Origin of the sequence: Deinococcus frigens DSM 12807, assembly GCF_000701425.1 — a bacterium.
In the GTDB taxonomy this organism is placed as follows: domain Bacteria; phylum Deinococcota; class Deinococci; order Deinococcales; family Deinococcaceae; genus Deinococcus; species Deinococcus frigens.
This window is the reverse complement of record NZ_JNIW01000065.1, coordinates 1-17,821: the sequence shown is the minus strand read 5'-3', so window position 1 is coordinate 17,821 and position 17,821 is coordinate 1. Positions and strand designations below refer to the sequence as shown.

Sequence of the window (17,821 nt, the reverse complement as noted above, 5' to 3'; positions counted from 1 at the left end):
GGCGAAGGATTGACGCAACAGAAGTTCGTTTTTCTGGATCCCTGCCCGTAACTGGGTTGCGCGGCGGGCCTTATTTGAGCGGCAGTGCCGGAAGGTCCACCGCGACCAGCCCGTTGATGTAGATCTCGGTCTTGGATGTGCGGGCGTCCACCGTCACGCCCTGGGCCGGGTACTGGGCCAGGGTGCCGGTCACGTCCTGGCCGTTTACCAGCGTGTGCATCGGGCTACCGCGCAGCGCCTGAAGGTCCTCGATGCGCCGCTTTGCGCCCCTGGCCTTCAGCCACTCTTCCGGGTGGTGATAGTTCTGCCGCACAAACGCTTCGCACTCGGCACGGTTCTTCATGTGGGTGCTGGGCCAGTACGACAGCGGCAATTTCACGCCCGCCTTCTTCACGTAAAAGTGCAGGTGGGCGTCCATGCTCAGGCGCGCCCCTTTGCCGATCTGGCCGATCAGATCGCCCCCTTGCACCGCCTCGCCCCGCTTGACGTGGATGTCGCGCAGGTGCCAGTAGCCGCTGATGGTGCCGTCGTTGTGCTGGAGTTCCACCATGCCGCCGATGTAGCCGTCCCAACCGGCATTGACCACCGTGCCGGTATCGGCGGCGTGAACCGGATCGCCCAGGTCTGTGTCCCGGCCTGTCACGGCGTTCCAGTCACATGCATTATGAACTGCCCCCCTGGCTTCGTAGTACGCGGAGTCTATGAACCCGCACCCGTTCTGCACGGTGTAGGCGGTGGTGGGCGTGTTGAGTACGGGGTAAAAACTGGTCATGTCTCTCCTTGTGCCGCTCACAGCCCTGTGCCTGTCGGGTCTGGCGGCCAGATGGTGGGCACGCGGCCCAGCTCGCGCTCCAGGGCGTTGACCAGCGCGCGGGCCTCGGCGCGGCTGCTGATCAGGTGCAGGTTGATGTTGGTGAGCTGACGCACGCCCCGGCGCAGCTCGTCGATCTCCGTCTGCTGCCGTTCCTGAATCAGGCGCAGGCGGCCTACCTCGGTGCGGAGGTCATCCCGCATCTCTTTCTCGCTGATGATCGTTCCAGAGAAGAGGCCGCGCACAAAGACCCCGATGGCCCCGAGGCCCACCGTCCCGCCCACCATTTTCAGAACCAGCTCCACGGTGTTTTGCTCAGCCACCGTTGACTCCCTTCTCGATCACATGTTCCCGGAACCACCGCACCTGCACCGCGTACATCCACAGCGCCCGTGTGAACAGCGCCCCGGAACCGAGGCCGAAGATAAAAAACAGGATGGCCCCTGGCAGCAGCCCGCCGCCCTGCACGAACGTCGCGCCGATGGTGAAGCTCAGGGTCATGCTCAGGAGCGTGGTCAGCAGCCCCCACGGCACGCGGGTGGGTATAACGAGCAGCCCCACCGACACCACCAGTGATGCCGCACCCCACCACCAGAACGGCACCAAATCATCGAAGTGTGAATAGCTTTTGAACAGCAGCGGAATGTTGTTCCGCGCCAGGACCATTACGCCAAAGCACAGGTAGATGACGGCCAGATGGACGCGCAGGCTCCAGGCCGCGGCGCGCCAGAACACCGGTTCGAGTGGAGCGGGCGGCCTACGGTCTGGCATACAGGACCTCCCCGGCGATCCAGCGGCCTTTGGTCAGCACCAGATCATTGAACTCCCAGCGCCATGAGCGCGAGGTCCAGTTCTGGTTCCCAGGCACCGTGCTGGCCAGATGCCCAAGCGCCCAGGCCCCCACTTCCGGGCGGATCGGCTGGTAGGGCGCACCGTTGCGTTTGACGCTGGTGGTGCTGGACTTGCGCACGCGCAGGGTCTGGGAAAAGCCGCACTCGGGCGAGAGGCGGAGCACGGCGCGGTAGGCGAAAATCAGCGTGTAATCTGGGATCACCTGGAGGCGGCATGCCAGTGGGGTGGGCGGGATGCTGCTCAGCACGGCTCTTGCATGGGTTGCCCCAGCCAGCAGCGCCAGCAGCAGCAGAGAAGTTCGCATGGAAATCACCTCCTGTGGGGGTGGGAGAGGGGTGGGGACGTCACTCCCGCGTCCGCAGTGACACCACAGCGCCCGCCTGGAGGTCAATGACCACCTGAACGCCGCCTGCCCACGTCGCGGTGAGCCGGTTGCTCTGGATGGCCGTGGTCAGGGGCCGCCCCGGAGCGAACCGGGACACCTGGGCGCACACGGCGCAGAAATGCTCCTCCATCTCAGCGGATAGCGGCCCCTGCTGATCGATCAGCGTGTACCCCAGCAGCCCGTCCAGTCCGCAGGCGGCGGCCACCCACACCTGGGCCGTGATCTGCCGAGGCGTCGGGAGGGGCATCCCGGCCCACAGCGGATGGAGCTGCGCGTTGCCGATCACCGTTGCGCGGTTCAGGTCCGCCTGCGTCCGCGCGGCTTTCCAGATCAGCCAGGAGGCATGGAGCTGGTCCGCGCCGCCAAACGGGTAGCTCTGCACACCGATGGTTTCCGTCAGGCCGTACAGCGCCGCGCAGTTGTCCTTCAAGCTCGGCCCGATGCTGACGTACCGCCGCGCCACTGCCGAGGCCGCGCACGCCCCCTGAATCTCAGCCAGCGGTTTGGCGTTGGCGTCGTCCTTGACTGAGTGAATGAGGTTGGGGGTGTCCTGCAAGGCCAGGAGGTCCGGCCCCACCAGGTCCTTGACGATCAGCGTCATACCCCGCCCCTCGGCCAGCCTGAGCAGCCGCCGCGTGTGCGCCACTTCCCCCAGGTGCGAGAGGTGCAGCAGCGTGCAGCCCCGGCCCGCCGTTCGGGTGAGGGCCTGCTGCTGATGTGTTTTCTGGCTCCCAGGCGCGGCCCAGGAGACGTGATAAAAGCCGTAGTTCATGGGTGGACCTCCAGTGGGTCAGGAATCGTGCAGGCCGTGGCCTCCCAGCCGGGCCAGCCGAAATCACCGGGGGAACACCCGGCCCGGACCGCCGCCGCCCCCACCGCGTCGGCGTGGGCTTCCAGGGCTGAGCAGTTCCACTCCGGCTGCCAGCCGCACGGCGCACCCAGGAACGCCACGGGCACGGCCAGATGGCGCTGCTGCCAGATGTGCGTGACCTCGTGGGCCACCATGCGCGTGTTGACGTGGCCCGCCTCGATGCGGACGGTGTTCCAACCCGCGACAGCGCTCAGTGGGGCCAGCGTTCCAGCAGGCACCTCCAGAGCGGCATAGGAAAGCCCCCAGACTGTGGGGGAGTGTGGGGGCAGAGGTGAAGCGCAGGAGCTGACCACCAGGACCAGCACAAGGATCAATAGACGGATGACACCACCTCCGAAAGTGGCAAAACAAAAACCTGCACGGCGGCAGGGCTGTGGGTAAAGAAATGGGTTATGGGCGGCGTCAGGTGGCGGCGCGGTCTGTCAGTTCCTGCACCAGCGCCCCGTTCTTCTCCCAGGCCCAGGCCAGCGCCTCATCAATGGCGGGTTCCAGCTCTGGGCTATCTGCGGGAATGACCTCGGCGGCAGGCAGGTACTGGCGGGCCTCGGCGTACTGCTCGCGGATGTACTCGGCGGCGTTCTCGCCCTTTCCGGTCAGCTTCTCGCCGTTGGCGTCGCGCACCTTCACGGCCTGGGGGGGCGTGTAAATCTGCTCAGCCAGTTCATCAATGGTCAGCAGTGGGTTCTGGTCTGCGATCTGGTGGGCCAGGTCTAACGCGGCCTCCCGCGCGGCTTCCTCGGCACTTACGGCATCGTTGCGGGTGCCAGCCCTGAAGGCCACGCCCCGGCGCTCGATCTCGGCGACGGCCTTCAGGGCGATCAGGTGCAGGTGGACGGTCTGTGCGTTTTGCATGGTGGACTCCTGGAGAAGAAGGTGGGGCAGATCAGGCGGCGTACTGCGGGCCGAAGCCCTTGGAGTTGGCGGCCAGGCGGTCCCGCCAGAGGCGGACCTCGGCCCACTCCATCTCGACGGTCACGAGGCCCTTAAACTCCGTGTTGCCTTCGTAGACGTTCCCGTTCTTGCCGTTGACGGTCACGAAGCTGTTGTTCGTGATCGGATCGCCCGTGGCCTTCTGATACTGGTTGGCAAGGTAGTTGTTTTTCATGCTGTTGTCGTGCATGCCCGCGCCAACGCGGTTGTAGTCCCAGAACTGCATAGCGACGAGGCCCGTCGGCGGCGCGATGGTCATGCGCTGGCCGTTCCACAGGTAGGGCGAGCGGACGTACCGCCCGTTGTCGGAGATGTTCCCGACGCCGTTCATGATTGCCCCGCCGTAATTGGTGTACCGGACGGCGATATTGCGGTTCTGCTCGATGTCGTTCCCGCCCTCGTCGCCCACCATGTACCCGCCGCCGGAGTACGTGGTGTGGACGGTTGGACGGTAGGGGAACGCGCCGTCCACCAGGTTGTCGGTCATCTGGATTTTGCTGTCGGGATAGCCGAAGGTCTGGTAATCCGAGTAGTTGTCCTCGACGCGGCTCCAGTTCGCTTCGTTGCTCGAATAGTTCCCGATGATCTGCCCGCCCCGGATGGCCGAGGAGTTCGGATCGCCAGTAATTCCCGGCTTGCACTTGGCGAGCTGGAGGACCTGGGAATACGTGAAATCCACGTTGACCGTGTTTCCTTCCCTGTAGCCGCCCGCCCCGTCCGTCTTCTGCCCCATGATGTTGCGGGCAAAGTTGCGGTTGAAGTGCATCGTGTCGCCGGGCGCGCCGGTGCTTTGATGCTGCGTGAGGTAATTGTTTTTGATGTTCTCGAAGTAGCAGTACTCCACATCCAGATGCCGGAACTGCTCGAAAGCGAACCCTGAGCCGTGCGACTTGTCCGCCCCTTCGGGCATCAGCCCCCACATCCTGACGCCGCGCATCTTCACGCGGGCAAACCAGCCGTGAATGCAGTGGTAGACAGACGCGAAGGAGCAGTCCTCAAAGTCGTAGAGCTGAGTCGGGGAACAGCCTGTCGTTTTGAAGGCCCGAACGCCGGGCGTCAGGGAGCGGAAGCGGCGGCCCACGTACCTGCCGGGCGGGAGCTGCGCGGGATCTTCCCAGATGCGCTCCGGCTGCACGCCGTTCACTTCCGCGTGGAAGACCTCGATGCCGTTGACCAGCCTCCAGACCTGATACCAGACCGCCACGCCGTCATAGACGTTGGGATCGCGGAATGTCGTCCCCTGCACCCAGGGGGAGATCGGGGCGAACATGCGGTCTGTTGCCGCGTAGGCGCTGTAGACCACGTATTGATTCGAGGTGGAACTCGGCCAGTTGAGCGTGAAGGCGTCGCCGTCGTTGGTCAGGGTGGCCGCGCTGGGCGGGGACGGCGGCGCAGGGATGTTGACCGTGACCTGTACGTCGCGGGTGGACGTCAACACGTCGGCCCTGTCGTAGACCCTGGCCTGGTAAGTGCGCGTGCCGTTGTCGGCGAAGGCCAGATCGAAGCTGGACTCCCAGGGGGTCATGTTCTCGCGGTTGATCTTCCGCGTGCCCTCGTAGAAGTCCACATGCCCGGCGGCGGATCCGTTGGCCACCGTTGCCAGAAGCGCGACGCGGCCTGCTGCGGTGACGGGGTTGGGCGTGGCCTTGATTTCTGTGATCTGCGGCCCGCTGGCAATGGTGACGTTGATCTCCAGCTCGTCTTCCTCGGTCAGGCCCGCCGTATCTACCGCGATGGCCTTGTACTTGTGTTTGCCGTTGCTGGATATGCCAATGTTCTCGCGCCACACGTAAGGCGCGTTCTCCACGCTGCCCAGTTCCAGGCCATCCCGGTAAAAGGTGACCCGCTCAATCTTGACGTTGTCGTCGGCTATCGCGGTCAGCACCACCTCGCCAGGATTGCTGAAGGCCAGGGCGTTGGCGCTCAGCGTCAGCGTGGGTTTGGTGGTGTCAGGGATGGGAGCTTCAGGCAATTGGAAGAGGCTGTTTTCGAGTACCGCCAATGCGGCGCGTAGAAAACCTTGCATCTTGAGCATCTGGGGACGGTCCATAGGGGCCTCCAAGGGGCATGAAAGGGCGAACCCCCGCTGATGGGCGGGGGTCAGGGCTTAGCAGGAACGGAAAAACTCTGAGGTAAGCGAGGTCTAGATGAGGTTATGTGGATTTAAGATGGCATCTCAATGTAGTAACTTCGGCAGATCACCCCGCGCATGCCAATGCGGGGGGTGTCGTTGGGCTGCCAGAAGGCTGCTGAGGTAGGGACTTCAGTGTACTTCGGAAATTAAGCGGTTCATTGGAGTGAAGAGTCGATCCGCCTGATTCTTCCTATTCGGAGCGTATGCGATGCAACTCACACGGATCGACCTAGAAAATCACCTTAGAGAACAACTTCATTTTCTGGAAGCCTCGTGTACATCATTTGACGCTGGTCATGTGATGGAGCATAAGCGGATCGCACAGACTCTGCGGATTCTTCTGTTCGATGGGAACCCATCAAAACGTAAACACACCCGTCAGACTCGCTCTCTCCTCAATCATTTAGGCGTGAAGGAGAAACTAACTTATATCAACACGGCTGATCCCTTCGACGAGAACAACTTAGCTCCCCATACAGGACTACTCTTAATTCAAGAGATCGACGGCCGGATTGCATACACCGCATCGTTGGATACTCATATTGCCATCCGTAACCCGAGGACAAGCTTCCAGTTATGGTGGGACGAAATAGTTCTGAGGCAGGCAGACATGCCCTTCCCCCCGCCCAAGTTTCGACAACATGACCGAATAGCATTAACCCGAGGAGATATAATAAAGAGCGTTGCCGATCAAGACGGCGGAGCACACATTGATTCTGAGTTGAACGAACCTTATGCCAACCTGGCACACCAGGATGCTCTTGGCTATTTTGGCATCAGGTCCAGCGCAGAGGGCACTGAACACCACCCGCTGGGCAACCCCATTCCACCTACACTCCGACAGATTGCCTTGGAGGTCTCGCTAACCATTAACAGAGCAGCGGTGCAGGTATTTGTAAAGACCCGGTCGCACCACTAGCTGAAGAACGGGCGTCAGAACACCACGAAATAGGTAGCATTCTCGCGTGGTGGGGCCTGCCATTCATCATCGTCGATCTGATGCCAAACCAAGCCTGCTACTGCAAGGTGTCGGCTATAAAGAATGGCAAGCCCCCGCCAGCGCGGGGGCTTCTACTTACCGGGCCTGACCTTGCGGTGTGGGTTATCTAGCGGTTCAGGTCAGCCGCCAGCCACTGCGCGGTACTGTCCAGGCCACTCGCTTCGGGGTGAACGTAGTCCGTGGCGGTGAAGTCCCGCACCGGATCGATGGCGGCAGTGGCGATACTCAGCCGCATCCCGCGAGTTGCCCAGGCCGGGGTGTCCCAGGTCTGAAGCATCCGCGCCCGCAGGTCACGCATATTTGCTGTCAGGGTCCTCGCCCGCGCGTCCGAACTGGCCGAGGCCATCGGCGGGGCCAGCAGCGTGACGCGCACGCCCGGCAGCGCCAGGAGCGCGGAGGTCACCAGCGTCTCCGTATCCGCGCGGTATGTCCCCCAGCTCGCGTCCGTCACGGGTCGGGAGCTGAAATCGTTGGTGCCGAGCATGACCACGATGTCGGTGGGCCGCCCCGCTTTGAAGGCCCAGGCGTGGCGGTCCAGGTACTTGCCGTAATCCAGCGCCCAGATGTGCGGGGTGTCGGCAGTCCACGCCCTGCCGTCCCAGCGCTGCCACGGGGCTGACTGGGCCGGATCGTAGACCACCCACCCGGCCTGTGGGCGCAGGGGGTAGCCGTCCGCGCCGTATTGCAGCTCACCGCCGCCCTCGCGGGCCGCTGCGCCGTATCCAAAGGCCATGTAGTAACGCGCCGGATCGCTTGCCCTGGTCAGGTTTTTTTGCTCCACGCCAATCACATCACGCCAGAAGGCGACGTTGCCCCGGTAGGATGAACCCGCCAGATCCTGTGGAAACAGATAGGGGCTGTCGGTCCCCGCCGCACTGCCGGCCTGCACGTAGGAGCCTGCCTGCCAGCCGCCGCGCGCCTCGAACCGCTCTGGCCCTGCGCCGCGTGTGCCTTGCAAAGTGGCCCCGGTGCGCTTTGCCAGGCCCGCCTGCACCTGGCCGCGCAGGAAGATGCTGTCCCCGATAGTGGCGATCCGGGCGGGTTTGCGGGTGCCGGGGACTGCGAGGTCCAGGCTGGCCTCGCGTTTCACGCCCTGGGCGTCGGCAGCGGTCAGACGGGCGGTCCCGGACGCGCCGGTAGACGTTAGTCGGTCCCCCGTGACGCTCAGTCCCGGTCCGGACGCGCCGAGCGTGCCGTCGCTGAGTGCAGAGGTGTAGAGCGTGCCGCCGCCAGTGGGGAGGGTCAGCCGCGCGGGCAGGAGCAGCCGGGCGCTGCTGACCGGCGCAGGCGGAGGGGGCGGCGGCACCGGAGGAGGAGTTGGAGGAGTTGGTGCTGGAGGCGTCGGGCTGGGCGCGGGAGGGTTGGGTGGTGGCTCCGGTGTGGCGGGTGGAGGCGCGGGCGGCGCGGGCTCCGGCGGCTCCGGCTGGCTGGGCGGGGCGGGTGTCGGCGTGGTCTGCGCCATGGGCGGCCCAGCCGGCGGGGTCACCGAGGGCGGCGCGCTGCCGCAGCCGCTCAGGAGGGCCGCCACGGTGCAAGCCACCAGGGTGAGATGGACTCGGGACATACCTTCCATCATAAGCGAGATTTGTCACATCCCGCCGACGATTTGCGTTGATGGGTGGGTTGTGTGGGGTCATTACCGCGTCGCCTGCACCGTGGCAGCCAGCCAGTCCCCGGCTTGCGCCATACCCACCGGACCGGGGTGAATGCCGTCCTGATTGCGCCGGACATACAGGGTGCTGTCGGTCACGTACTTGTTCGGGGCCTCCGCGCTGCCGAGCGTGTAGCCGAAGTAGGGATCAATGCCCGCCCCGAAGATGCTCACGAACGTCTTGGCGGTGCGGTTCGCAGCCGTGTCGAATCTGTCCAGCAGCGCCCGCGTGACGAGCTGGTCATTCAGCCGCATCCGCTCCCCGTTCAGTCCCGCCCCGTACAGATCGCCCTCACCGTCCTGCGTGGCGGGCAGGGTAGGCAGGGCCACGATCACCTTGATGGCCGCGCTGTACGCATGAATGCTGTCCACCATCGTCTGATACTGCGCCGTCCAGACAGCGAGGCTCGCGGCGTCGGGTACGGTGCCGGACCAGTCGTTCGCGCCCAGCAAGACGGTGACGTGGGTGGGTGCGCCCGTTGTGAACGCCCAGGCATAGCGGGCAATATAGGCGGCGAAGTTGAACGCGAACCCGCTCGGCTGCGTGCCCATCGCCACCCACGCCGCGCCGTTCCACGTTTGGAACTTCTCTCCAGCCGCTTTTGCCGGGTCAAAAACCACCCAGCCCGTGACAGGATTCAGGGGGTAGCCGCTGGCCGCGTATTGCACCGTGGCCCCGCCTTCCCGAACGGCCAGAGCGTAGCCGCCGAAATCGTAGGCGGCATAGGTGGTTGCTCCACTGTCCACGCTCACCACCCGTTTCCAGAACTCCACATTTCCCCGGTAATCCGCGCCGGTCACGCCCACCGGAAACATGAACGGGCTATCGAACGCGCCCGCGCTGCCTGCCTGCACGTATCCGCCCTGGAGATCGGGGAGGGGGCTGCTCAGCCGCCAGCCGCCGCGTCCCTCGCCGAGGTAGGCGTTAGCGGACATGGTGCGCGTCCCTTGGAGGGTCACGCCGCCCAGGCCCATGACCTGCGCCTGGTATTGCCCCCGGTACGTGATGCTGTCTCCGATGCACAGCACGCGGATGGCCGTCTGGTTCGCAGCCGGATCAATCACAGCCACGGTGCTGGTGGCAACCTTGCGGTTGGTCAGTGTGGCGTCCTTGAGGTTTGCCGTCAGGGTAAACGTACCCACCGGGGTGGCATAGCCCTTGCCCGTGCCGCTGGGTTCCAGCCGCCAGCAGTCATTGTCCCTGAGGCCGGAGAGTTGCTTGCCATACGTGCCGTCATAATCCACCGTTCCGATCCGCCACCATTGGTATGGGATCAAGTGCTTCGTGTACAGGTTGAACTGCTCCCCGGCGCGTTTCAGCACGCTGATCTGGGAGGGCAGCAGGATGTCCACTGGTCCCAGCACCTGATCGAGCGCCGTCTGCGAGGCCGCCGTGACCGTGGCGGCAGCCTGCGCGGGGGAGGCCAGCGCATACCGTTTGGTGGCTAAATCCGGGGCATAGAGGGGTTGGATATAGATTCCCGCATCACTGGCAATGCCCATCGCCACCGTCTCATACGATGCGGGCGCACTCCCGAAGTAGTACCGAGCGGGGGCCACGCCCGGTCCGCTGCCGCCTGAGAGGTAGCCGACGCGCTCCCCGAACGCATGAAACATCACCAGCACCTGACCCGCAGGGACAGCGGCGCTCAGCGGCACGGTCACGGGTTCAGCCAGCGCGGCGGCGGCGTTCCAGGCGGCAGCGGGGACTGTGCCGCGTGCCAGGATCACGGCGTTTGCGACATTGGATGCCCGCACCTGCACTTCCACCATGCCGCCGCCCGTGATCGGGTTGCCCGGAGAGAGCCTGACCGCGTTCATGGGGCCAGAGGTGGTCAGCAGTTTGCCCCAGCCATACAGCCCTGCGCCCAGCGTGTTGCCGTAGGCGTTGCCCAGTGGGCCAGTTAGGTTAGGCAGTGGCGCGGTGGTAAACGTACCCTCGACAGCCGTGAAGCTCTGGACCTTTGGGGTCTGCGTCAGCTCCTCTAGATTCGTGACCCGCGCGCCGAGTGGTCCCGCCGTGACTCCTGCCGTGACCCCCGCCAGTAGTTCTGGAGCCGCGTTTAGGGATCTCGTGGTCAGCTTTCGGGACGCCTGCACCCATATGCCGTGTGTGCCGCTGGGCGCGAGCAGGTTGGGATAGCCAGTGGTGCTGCTGTAGTACACGGTCCCCGCCACAGCTCCGCCAGCCAGCGTGTCGTACAGGCCCATCAATGCGCCCGCCCCCGCGTCCAGGTCCACCCACAGCTCAGCGCCGCCCGCGTTCGCCAGGGTGCTGTCCAGATCAAACGTCAGCACTGTATCCGCGCCCGTCGTGAGGCTCAGGCCACTCAGGGCACATGTGGCGAGGACCGCGCCCGTCTGGCTGCCGCTGCGGACGCTCAACGTCGGACTCACGATCGGCTTGCTCGCGTCGTACTGGCGGACGTGGACGTTCAGACGGGCGATGTTCTGCAAAGCCCCCAGGCGGCCTACCCACCGGCGGTACAGGCCCGTTTCATAGTTGTACACGCCCGGGGGCGGGGTGTTGAGTGCCGGGTAGGTGACCACATCCGACACACTGCCCAGCAGGGTCAGCAGGACCGCACTCTGGTCAGCATTGTCCAGCGCCGCCCGCACCTCCCCCAGCACCGCCTGAAGCTGCGCCGTCGCGTTCGCCAGGTTCGGCAGGATCAGCCCGTAGTCGGCCAGCACCTGCGATACGGTCAGGAGCTGCTCCCTGGAAGCAATCGTAGGCCGCTCGTCGCCCCCCACATCCTGAAGGTCCCACAACCCACTGCCATCCGGGAACTCATGGGGCCGCCCGGAAGAGACAATCGGTTCGCCCCGGTCCACGACGCCGCCGATCAGCGGGAAATCGGGGTACACGCGCAGCGTCAGGTAGGGCGGCACGGAATCGCCGGACCTCGCGCCAAGGAAATACACGTCCGGCGTGCCGTCCAGGGCGACGACTTTACCAAGGCGGGGAGCGCCTGCGGGATCAGGGATGATGACCTTGATACCGCTGGGCGCGCCAGCCAGCAGGGCAGCCACCCGGTACGGGCCTTGATATTCGAGTTCGCCCGTTCCGCCGTCGGCCCCTTCGGGGAGAAGAACGCGGAAGGCGGGGTCCAGACGGAGGAGGTTGGGTGGATAAGTCATTCAAGCGGCCTTCCTTTGCTATCAAACCAGCGGAGGTCAGAGACGGCGCAGACAATCGGGGCCGGGACCACGACCTGTCCGCGTAGGGGATCAGCGCCGCCGATGGTGGCCCCGGCGAGCTTGAGGAAACGGTCCGCGCGCCAGACCTGATCGGCGTAGCGGAGCAGGCGTTTGGTGCGGAAGTACTTCACGTCCAGGCGCTCCGGCGTGGTGGCCGAGAGATCGCCCGTCGCGGTGTAGGCGTAGGTGGTGGTTCTGCCGTCTCCGGTGTGTGCGACGCTAGAGCTGTCCACAGCCCGGCTGCCGGTCACGCTCGGCGGCAGAAGGTCATACGGGGCGCTGTACCGGGTCAGCTCGTCAGTCAGCCAGACCACGCCGCCACCGGGAGGTGAGCAGCGAATGCGGATCAGGCCGCTCACCAGGCCCCGCCCTGGCCCTGGCGGTTGTCAATCGCGGTCTTGAGCCGGGCCTCGCTGGAGAGCAGCTTCTGGGTCTGCCGCGCGCCGGTCTGAAGTTCGGTCCACTGCCGCTCATGCGTGCGGATGGTCCGGGCCTCCGTCACGTACAGCGCGCCCACCCGGGCCGGAGGCCACAGCACGCCCGGCACCTCCCCCTGGAACGTCGGGGCAGACACCGAGGGCGCGTCCCAGCCGGGCGGATAGTTATCCGGTGGGATGGCGTCCACCAGCTTGTCCTGAACCATCTTCGGGGCGTCAAACCGGACGTCGAACTGGTAGCGTCCGTCCTGCCGATAGACCCTCGCGTACTGGTTTCCCGGCTTACTGGTGTCTGCGTTTGCCTTCCGGGTGTAGCGGTAGGAGTGCGGCGTGGCGAGGATCTTCAGCGCGACCTTCCACCAGTAAGTGCCGCCGTTAAGCGTCTGGTAAACCGTCTCCAGAAAGTCCGCCTCCGGGACAATCTGGACCGCCCACTCCTGCGGCGGCGGTTGCCCCGGCCCCGGCCCGAATGACCGGGGATAGGCGAAGGCCGCGCGGGCAGAAATGACCGTACTGATCGCAATATCCGGGTCGCTTCCCTGCGCGTTCCGGCTGATCCAATGTTGCGCGGTCACCTCCAGGCCGCCAGGAGTCCGCACCACGTCGTAATCGCTGGAGTTGAAATTAACACCGATTACGGCGTCAATCGGCCCGTAGAAACTGGTCAGAGTAGCCCCCAGCACCACGCTCAGGGCCTGGAGGCTGTACTCAGCCCCCTGCGCCCCTTCCCAGCCCGCGCTGCCCCGGACGACGGCGGAGAGCGGGATCGAGACCAGGTAGTTCCGCGTCTCGGCAGATGGCTCTGGCCAGCCTCCCGTGACCTCCACCACGGGTTGATTGTCGAAGGAAAGGTCGAGTGGCGCGGCGTAAGGGAGCGGGTTGGTGGTGTAGCTGAGCGGGGTGGGTGTCTCCACGTCCGGCAACAGCAGGTTGTCCGTTCCCGCAGGCGCGTACCGCCGGGGCGCATACGGCAGCGGCAGGGCGCGCGTGTCATACAGCCGTTTCCAGCGGTCCCCCGGAGAGGCGCTGGTCTCGGTCACATAATCGCGCCGCTGCTGTCCACTGCTGGTGTAGCCGTGAACCTGCGCCTCGGTGAAGACCGGCCCGCCGCTGGGCCTGCCCACCACCTTCGCGCCGTCTCCGCGCACGCCCCAGCCCCCATCCCCCCAGGGTTCGAGGATTCGTTCATGGAACGCGGCCACGGTCTCGTCCGGCTTCGGTGTCAGGCCCATGCCTGCGCCCAACTTCGTGTACTCGCTGTAGATCGCCAGGCCGTCCGCGTCCAGGTCCCCCTCGCCAACCAGCGCCAGGGTGTAAGCCCCGAGTTCTGGCGTCCGGTTGCCACGGGTTACCCCCACAACCCCCCGGAAATCTGGGGTCCGCTCGTAGGGCGGATGCTCGTAAAGCTCGATGGGGTAGGAGTCCAGCAGCAGGCCGGGGTCTGCCGTGCAGCCCAGTTCTCCGTAGCGGCACTCGCCCAGCGGGCCGTAGGTCAGAGACCACACGCCCGCGAGCTGCCAGTCCGCACCGGGTGGGCCGGGACTGGCGGGCGTGAGGACGTAGGGGCCGACTTGAATAAGCCAGTCCTTGCGGTCTGGCTGGTAGGTTCCATGCGGCATCCCGCCTCCTTGGGTTGTGTTCAGAAGTTGATGTTGCCGGGGCCTGTGCCGCTGCCCCGCCCCTGGGAGGCCAGCAGCATCATCCCGGCGGCCTGCGCCATGACGCCCGCCGACTCCCGGTTCATCCGGGCCGTCTCGGACTCCATCCGCGCGATCTGGTCACTCTGGGCACCGAAGTCCGCCAGACGGTTGATGCCTGCATTCAGGGCCGCCCAATCAGGGGTCTCGGTCTTGACTGGCGAGAGGGTGACGGTGGTGCTGCTGCCACCACCTCCCCCGGCACTCGGATCCAGGCCCAGCAGTTCCTTGCGCAGCCGTTCCTTCTCGGCTGGATCAATGGCGTTCTCGTACCTGTAGAGCAGCTCGTCGCGGCGGCGCTTGTCCACCGGGGAGATGGTGGGTTCGCTGCCTCCACTGCCGCCTGAGCCTCCCCCCGAGCCGTAACCGGGCAGGCTGGGGGCCAGCGCCGCAATCGGGGCCATCGCTTCCCCGGCGTGCTGCTTGATGCGGCTCAGAATGCCGGGGATGTCGTTGTAGCGCCGGTCCTTGATGGCCTGGGTCAACTCGCCCAGGTCCGTGGCGACGGCCCCCTCCTGGATGGCCGCGTCGATCATGGTTTGCAGGACCACCCTGCCCACCACCTGATCGAAGGATTTGCCGAAATTGGCCGCGAAGTCGGCCATGTCCCCCTTCAGGAAGGCGTCGGTCATGCTGCTGGTCAGGGAATTCGAGATGCCCTCGCCCAGCCCGGCGAAGATGGTTTGCAGCTCGGCCAGCAGCTTGGCCGATTCGGTCTTCATGACCTGCGGCGCGCTGCCGGTCAGCCCCCACCAGACCCGCTGCCAGAAGCCCGCGTTGCCCAGCTTCTCGCGTTTGGCGGCGTCCTGCTGAAGTTGTTCGGCCCACGGTGATTTGAAGCCGCCGCTTCCGGCCCCCAGCGCCTTCTTCTGAATCTCGGCTACTTCCAGCAGGTCTTTCTTCCACGCCTGGAAGCCGGGCGAGAGATTCAGGATGGCGTCCCCGATTTGGCCTACCAGGTTGATGCCCTCGCCCACCGCGCCCAGGAACCCGCCCACCGCGCCGAGACCCGCGCCAAAGGACTTCTGGAACGCTGGCCCGATGGCCTTGTAGCTGGACTGAATGTTCAGGCCCGCCTTGAAGACCCCGCCCAGGGCGCTGGACAGCTTGCCCACATCGCCCAGCCCGAAGGCGTTGAAGATGCTGGCCAGGCCGTTTCCAATGGATTCCAGGCCCGTGGCTGCCGCCTGGAGCTTGAGCAGCTTCTCGGCAGCTTCCAGGGCCTCACCGCCGAGCTGGCGCACCCCTGCCGCCGCCGCACGCCAGGCGGCGGCCAGATCCGTCTTGCCCTGCCGCTCTGCCGCCTCTGCCAGCCGGTCCAGCGCGGGCAGGGCCTCCAGGGCGCTGGTGGTGAATTCGTCCTGGGTGCTTGCGCCGCTTTCGAGGTTGGCCTCCAGTTTGCCGAGCTTGTCGTTCCACTCGTCCACCTGCTGCCAGCGTTCGGCATCCGGCAACACGTCCACCGGGTGGGCATTGATGCTGTCGATCAGCACGCGCAGGGTGTCGAGCTGCGACGCGGTGAGCTGGCCTTTTTTGACCGCCTCGTCCAGCCCCTCATTCAGCCCGCGCAAGACTTCGGGGTCCGAGAGATCAAACGTGCCGCCCATGATCTGATCGCTGAATTCCTTGAAGCGGTTGTCCGGCAGCGCGGGGGCATTGGCCGCCCGGTTGTGACCGTCCACGATGGCGTCCGCCGTGATGCTGGCCAGGGCGTCCTGATAGGCTTTGGCGTTCGTGATCCCGTCTTCCAGTCCCTTTTTCGTAGCAGCAGGCAATGCCTGCCCCACTTCCGAGGCCAGCAGGTCTGCCGCGCCGGTCATGGCGGTCCCGAGGGTGGCCGGGTCCAGCTCGGTGTTGAGTGCTGCCGTGAGATCACGGGCACTGGCGAGGACCTCTGGCGTCAGACCGTTAGAGGTCTGCCCGGTGAAACCGCCGCCATTAGAATTCGGGGCGTAACCCGCCTTGCTGGGGTCTTGGTAGGGCATGACGCCCTGCCGCAGCTCGGCCAGCAGCGCCCTCAAGCGGGCCACCATTGCTGGGTCGGTAATGTGATCGAGCTGTCCCACCACCTGCGAGATTTGTTCCTCGATGGTGCCAGACAGCATGGAGAAGAAAGAATTGAACCCCTCGGAGAGGGCGGTAGATTTGGCAAGTGCATTGATCTTGTCGGTCAGATCGCTGATGGTGGCGGCGGCATCTTCCCCTCGGCGGGAGGCAGCCCACGCTTCATCCAGGGCGTCCTGAAGGGTCTGCATCGCCCCTGCGGTGTCTCCGAGTTCCACCAGGGCATCAGATGCCTTGCCCGCCTCGGTGGTCAGACGCTCCATCCAGGCAGCGGTGTTGGCGAGAATCGCTTCCTGATCCCGCATGGCCTGAGAGACAGTCTCCACGGTGCCCGCAGCCACGCGGCCCGCCGCTTCCAACTCGATCAGCACCTTCAGGTACGCCTCGTTGGCGGTGGTGGTGCCCGGAATCTGGGCCAGAGCGTCTTCCAAGCTGACCACGTAGCTCTGGGCTGCCTCAGCGGCCAGCGTGTGGCCCTCGGCCAGGTTGGAAGACGCGCCGTTGGAGACAGCAGCGTCGATGGCCTGCTGGTACAGCGCCTCGGAGGTGGCCTGGGCGGATTGGAGGTAATCGGCTCCGGCGATGCCCAGCCGGATCGTTGCTGCGGTCTGTTCGTCGAGCGCTTGGCGATAAGCAGTAATGTCGGCCAGTTCCACTCGGCCACTGCTGATCTTGTCGCGGATGCCGTCGGCCAGTTTGCTGTACGCCTCGCGGGTATCGCGCACGGCCTTCTGACGCTCCTCAAGGCCGGAAACCAGGTCCTTGTTCTGCTGCTGAACGAAGTCGGAATTGCCCTTTGCCGCCACCAGATCGTCTTTCTCGCTGTCGCGGAGCTGGCGCAGGCCGGCTTCCAGACTGTCGCCCAGCGCTTTCGGAACAGCAGCGGCGGTGCGGGCCGTGAAGGCCAGCAGATCGGCCTCAGCCTTCTCCAAACGTTCCTTTCGGGTGGCGTCCAAGGCGTTTAGCTCGTTGTGGTAATCCTCGCCCGAGGTCTTGAGTTGGTCCGCTTTGACCGATTTGGGCAGTTTGCTGTTGGTGATGTCGGCTTCGCGGTCCTTGCGTTGTTTGTCCAGCACGGCCTTTTGCGCCTGATAGCCCAGACTGGCGTAGCGTTTCTCGGCGGCCAGCACCTGGGCCGCGTTGTCGCCTGCCCCATGCACATCGTTCTCGCGCATCTGCTGGAGCCGCTTGGAGCCTGCCTCGGCGCTATCGATGTCGTTCTGGCGGATGGCCTCGTTGACCTGTGCGGCCTGCTGCTGTGCTTCCTTGCGGCGCGTTTTCTCATTGGCTAGGGCTTTTTTACCTGCCGCGTCCTCGACGTCGGCGCGGCGCTTGATCTCGGCTTCAGCCGCCTTCACCCGGTCCAGATCGCCTTCCTTCTGGACTCCACCCTTGACGATGGCAGCCAGGCGCGCACCGTTGGCGGCGCGCACAGCCTTTTCCAGTGCCTGCTGGGCGCGGGTCTCAGCCAGGGTCTGCTTCTCACGGTCCAGTGGGGAAAGTTCGGGCTTCTTGCCTTCAATGGTTTTGAGCCGTTTGGCCGCGTCTCCCGCCAGATCGAGCAGCGCGCGGTATTTGACCGTCTCGCCGTTGCGCTTCTTCTCGGCGTCTGCCGCCTGTGAAGCGCTGGTGCCGATGGCTGAGAGCTGCTTCGTAATTTCGCCCGCCGGGCGACCCAGATTCTCCAGCGACTGGGTGATGTCGAGCTTGCCCTTCAAGCGGTCAAAGGTCTGGCCGTACTGGGAGGTGGCCTTGTCTGCTTTCTTGGTTTCGAGCTGGACGTAGGCC

Annotated in this window: 14 protein-coding genes; 1 reads left to right on the top strand and 13 read right to left on the bottom strand. The window is 65.1% G+C overall.

The annotated features are described in order from the left end of the window. Positions 1-70: 70 nt before the first annotated feature. The 8 genes from Q322_RS21910 to Q322_RS0116860 form a co-directional block, all read right to left on the bottom strand. Complete coding sequence (locus Q322_RS21910; RefSeq protein ID WP_029479057.1) at positions 71-772, bottom strand: M23 family metallopeptidase; 702 nt, start codon at positions 770-772, stop codon at positions 71-73. A 17-nt stretch (positions 773-789) separates the two neighbouring features. After that, positions 790-1,134: a hypothetical protein gene (locus tag Q322_RS0116890; protein ID WP_029479056.1), complete on the bottom strand. Its 345-nt coding sequence runs from the start codon at positions 1,132-1,134 to the stop codon at positions 790-792. Then, positions 1,127-1,546: a hypothetical protein gene (locus Q322_RS0116885; RefSeq protein WP_029479055.1), complete on the bottom strand. Its 420-nt coding sequence runs from the start codon at positions 1,544-1,546 to the stop codon at positions 1,127-1,129. Before Q322_RS0116885 ends, Q322_RS0116890 begins: the two co-directional genes overlap by 8 nt. Before the next feature lie 22 nt (positions 1,547-1,568). Continuing rightward, the gene (locus Q322_RS0116880) at positions 1,569-1,967 is read right to left on the bottom strand and encodes a hypothetical protein (RefSeq protein WP_029479054.1); all 399 of its coding nucleotides are present in this window, start codon (positions 1,965-1,967) and stop codon (positions 1,569-1,571) included. Positions 1,968-2,007: 40 nt separating this feature from the next. Then, positions 2,008-2,820 carry a hypothetical protein gene (locus Q322_RS0116875; RefSeq protein ID WP_029479053.1) on the bottom strand — a complete coding sequence of 271 codons (813 nt, stop codon included), beginning with the start codon at positions 2,818-2,820 and terminating at the stop codon, positions 2,008-2,010. Next, positions 2,817-3,233 (bottom strand): hypothetical protein, encoded by a 417-nt coding sequence (locus Q322_RS0116870; protein WP_156953120.1) that lies wholly within the window; start codon positions 3,231-3,233, stop codon positions 2,817-2,819. Before Q322_RS0116870 ends, Q322_RS0116875 begins: the two co-directional genes overlap by 4 nt. 88 nt (positions 3,234-3,321) lie before the next feature. Further along, positions 3,322-3,771, bottom strand: coding sequence for a hypothetical protein (locus Q322_RS0116865; RefSeq protein WP_029479051.1), 450 nt, complete (start codon positions 3,769-3,771; stop codon positions 3,322-3,324). Between the two features lie 31 nt (positions 3,772-3,802). Then, positions 3,803-5,899, bottom strand: a complete 2,097-nt coding sequence (locus Q322_RS0116860) for an Ig-like domain-containing protein (RefSeq protein ID WP_029479050.1) — start codon at positions 5,897-5,899, stop codon at positions 3,803-3,805. A gap of 292 nt (positions 5,900-6,191) precedes the next feature. On the opposite strand from Q322_RS0116860, the gene Q322_RS23540 reads away from it, so the two are divergent. Further along, a complete protein-coding gene (locus Q322_RS23540) occupies positions 6,192-6,902 on the top strand; it encodes a hypothetical protein (RefSeq protein ID WP_156953119.1) in 711 nt (236 codons plus the stop codon). Between the two features lie 187 nt (positions 6,903-7,089). Here Q322_RS23540 and Q322_RS0116855 read toward each other — a convergent pair whose 3' ends face one another. From Q322_RS0116855 to Q322_RS23935, 5 genes are all read right to left on the bottom strand, one after another. Then, positions 7,090-8,547, bottom strand: a complete 1,458-nt coding sequence (locus Q322_RS0116855) for an SGNH/GDSL hydrolase family protein (RefSeq protein ID WP_162176635.1) — start codon at positions 8,545-8,547, stop codon at positions 7,090-7,092. A 72-nt stretch (positions 8,548-8,619) separates the two neighbouring features. After that, complete coding sequence (locus Q322_RS0116850; protein WP_029479048.1) at positions 8,620-11,775, bottom strand: SGNH/GDSL hydrolase family protein; 3,156 nt, start codon at positions 11,773-11,775, stop codon at positions 8,620-8,622. After that, on the bottom strand, positions 11,772-12,194 hold the full coding sequence (locus tag Q322_RS0116845) for a hypothetical protein (RefSeq protein ID WP_029479047.1): 423 nt from the start codon (positions 12,192-12,194) through the stop codon (positions 11,772-11,774). Before Q322_RS0116845 ends, Q322_RS0116850 begins: the two co-directional genes overlap by 4 nt. Next, positions 12,191-13,891 (bottom strand): hypothetical protein, encoded by a 1,701-nt coding sequence (locus tag Q322_RS0116840; protein WP_029479046.1) that lies wholly within the window; start codon positions 13,889-13,891, stop codon positions 12,191-12,193. The genes Q322_RS0116845 and Q322_RS0116840 overlap by 4 nt, the downstream gene beginning before the upstream one ends. 20 nt (positions 13,892-13,911) lie before the next feature. After that, positions 13,912-17,821 (bottom strand): coiled-coil domain-containing protein (locus Q322_RS23935; RefSeq protein ID WP_029479045.1); only part of this gene is annotated, 3,910 nt, incomplete at its 5' end.

Excerpts from the sequence above, each read along its gene's own strand:
- Q322_RS21910 (WP_029479057.1), bottom strand. The coding sequence starts at position 772 with ATGACCAGTTTTTACCCCGTACTCAACACGCCCACCACCGCCTACACC.
- Q322_RS0116880 (WP_029479054.1), bottom strand. The coding sequence starts at position 1,967 with ATGCGAACTTCTCTGCTGCTGCTGGCGCTGCTGGCTGGGGCAACCCAT.
- Q322_RS0116875 (WP_029479053.1), bottom strand. The coding sequence starts at position 2,820 with ATGAACTACGGCTTTTATCACGTCTCCTGGGCCGCGCCTGGGAGCCAG.
- Q322_RS0116865 (WP_029479051.1), bottom strand. The coding sequence starts at position 3,771 with ATGCAAAACGCACAGACCGTCCACCTGCACCTGATCGCCCTGAAGGCC.
- Q322_RS0116860 (WP_029479050.1), bottom strand. The coding sequence starts at position 5,899 with ATGGACCGTCCCCAGATGCTCAAGATGCAAGGTTTTCTACGCGCCGCA.
- Q322_RS23540 (WP_156953119.1), top strand. The coding sequence starts at position 6,192 with ATGCAACTCACACGGATCGACCTAGAAAATCACCTTAGAGAACAACTT.
- Q322_RS0116855 (WP_162176635.1), bottom strand. The coding sequence starts at position 8,547 with ATGTCCCGAGTCCATCTCACCCTGGTGGCTTGCACCGTGGCGGCCCTC.
- Q322_RS0116850 (WP_029479048.1), bottom strand. The coding sequence starts at position 11,775 with ATGACTTATCCACCCAACCTCCTCCGTCTGGACCCCGCCTTCCGCGTT.
- Q322_RS0116840 (WP_029479046.1), bottom strand. The coding sequence starts at position 13,891 with ATGCCGCATGGAACCTACCAGCCAGACCGCAAGGACTGGCTTATTCAA.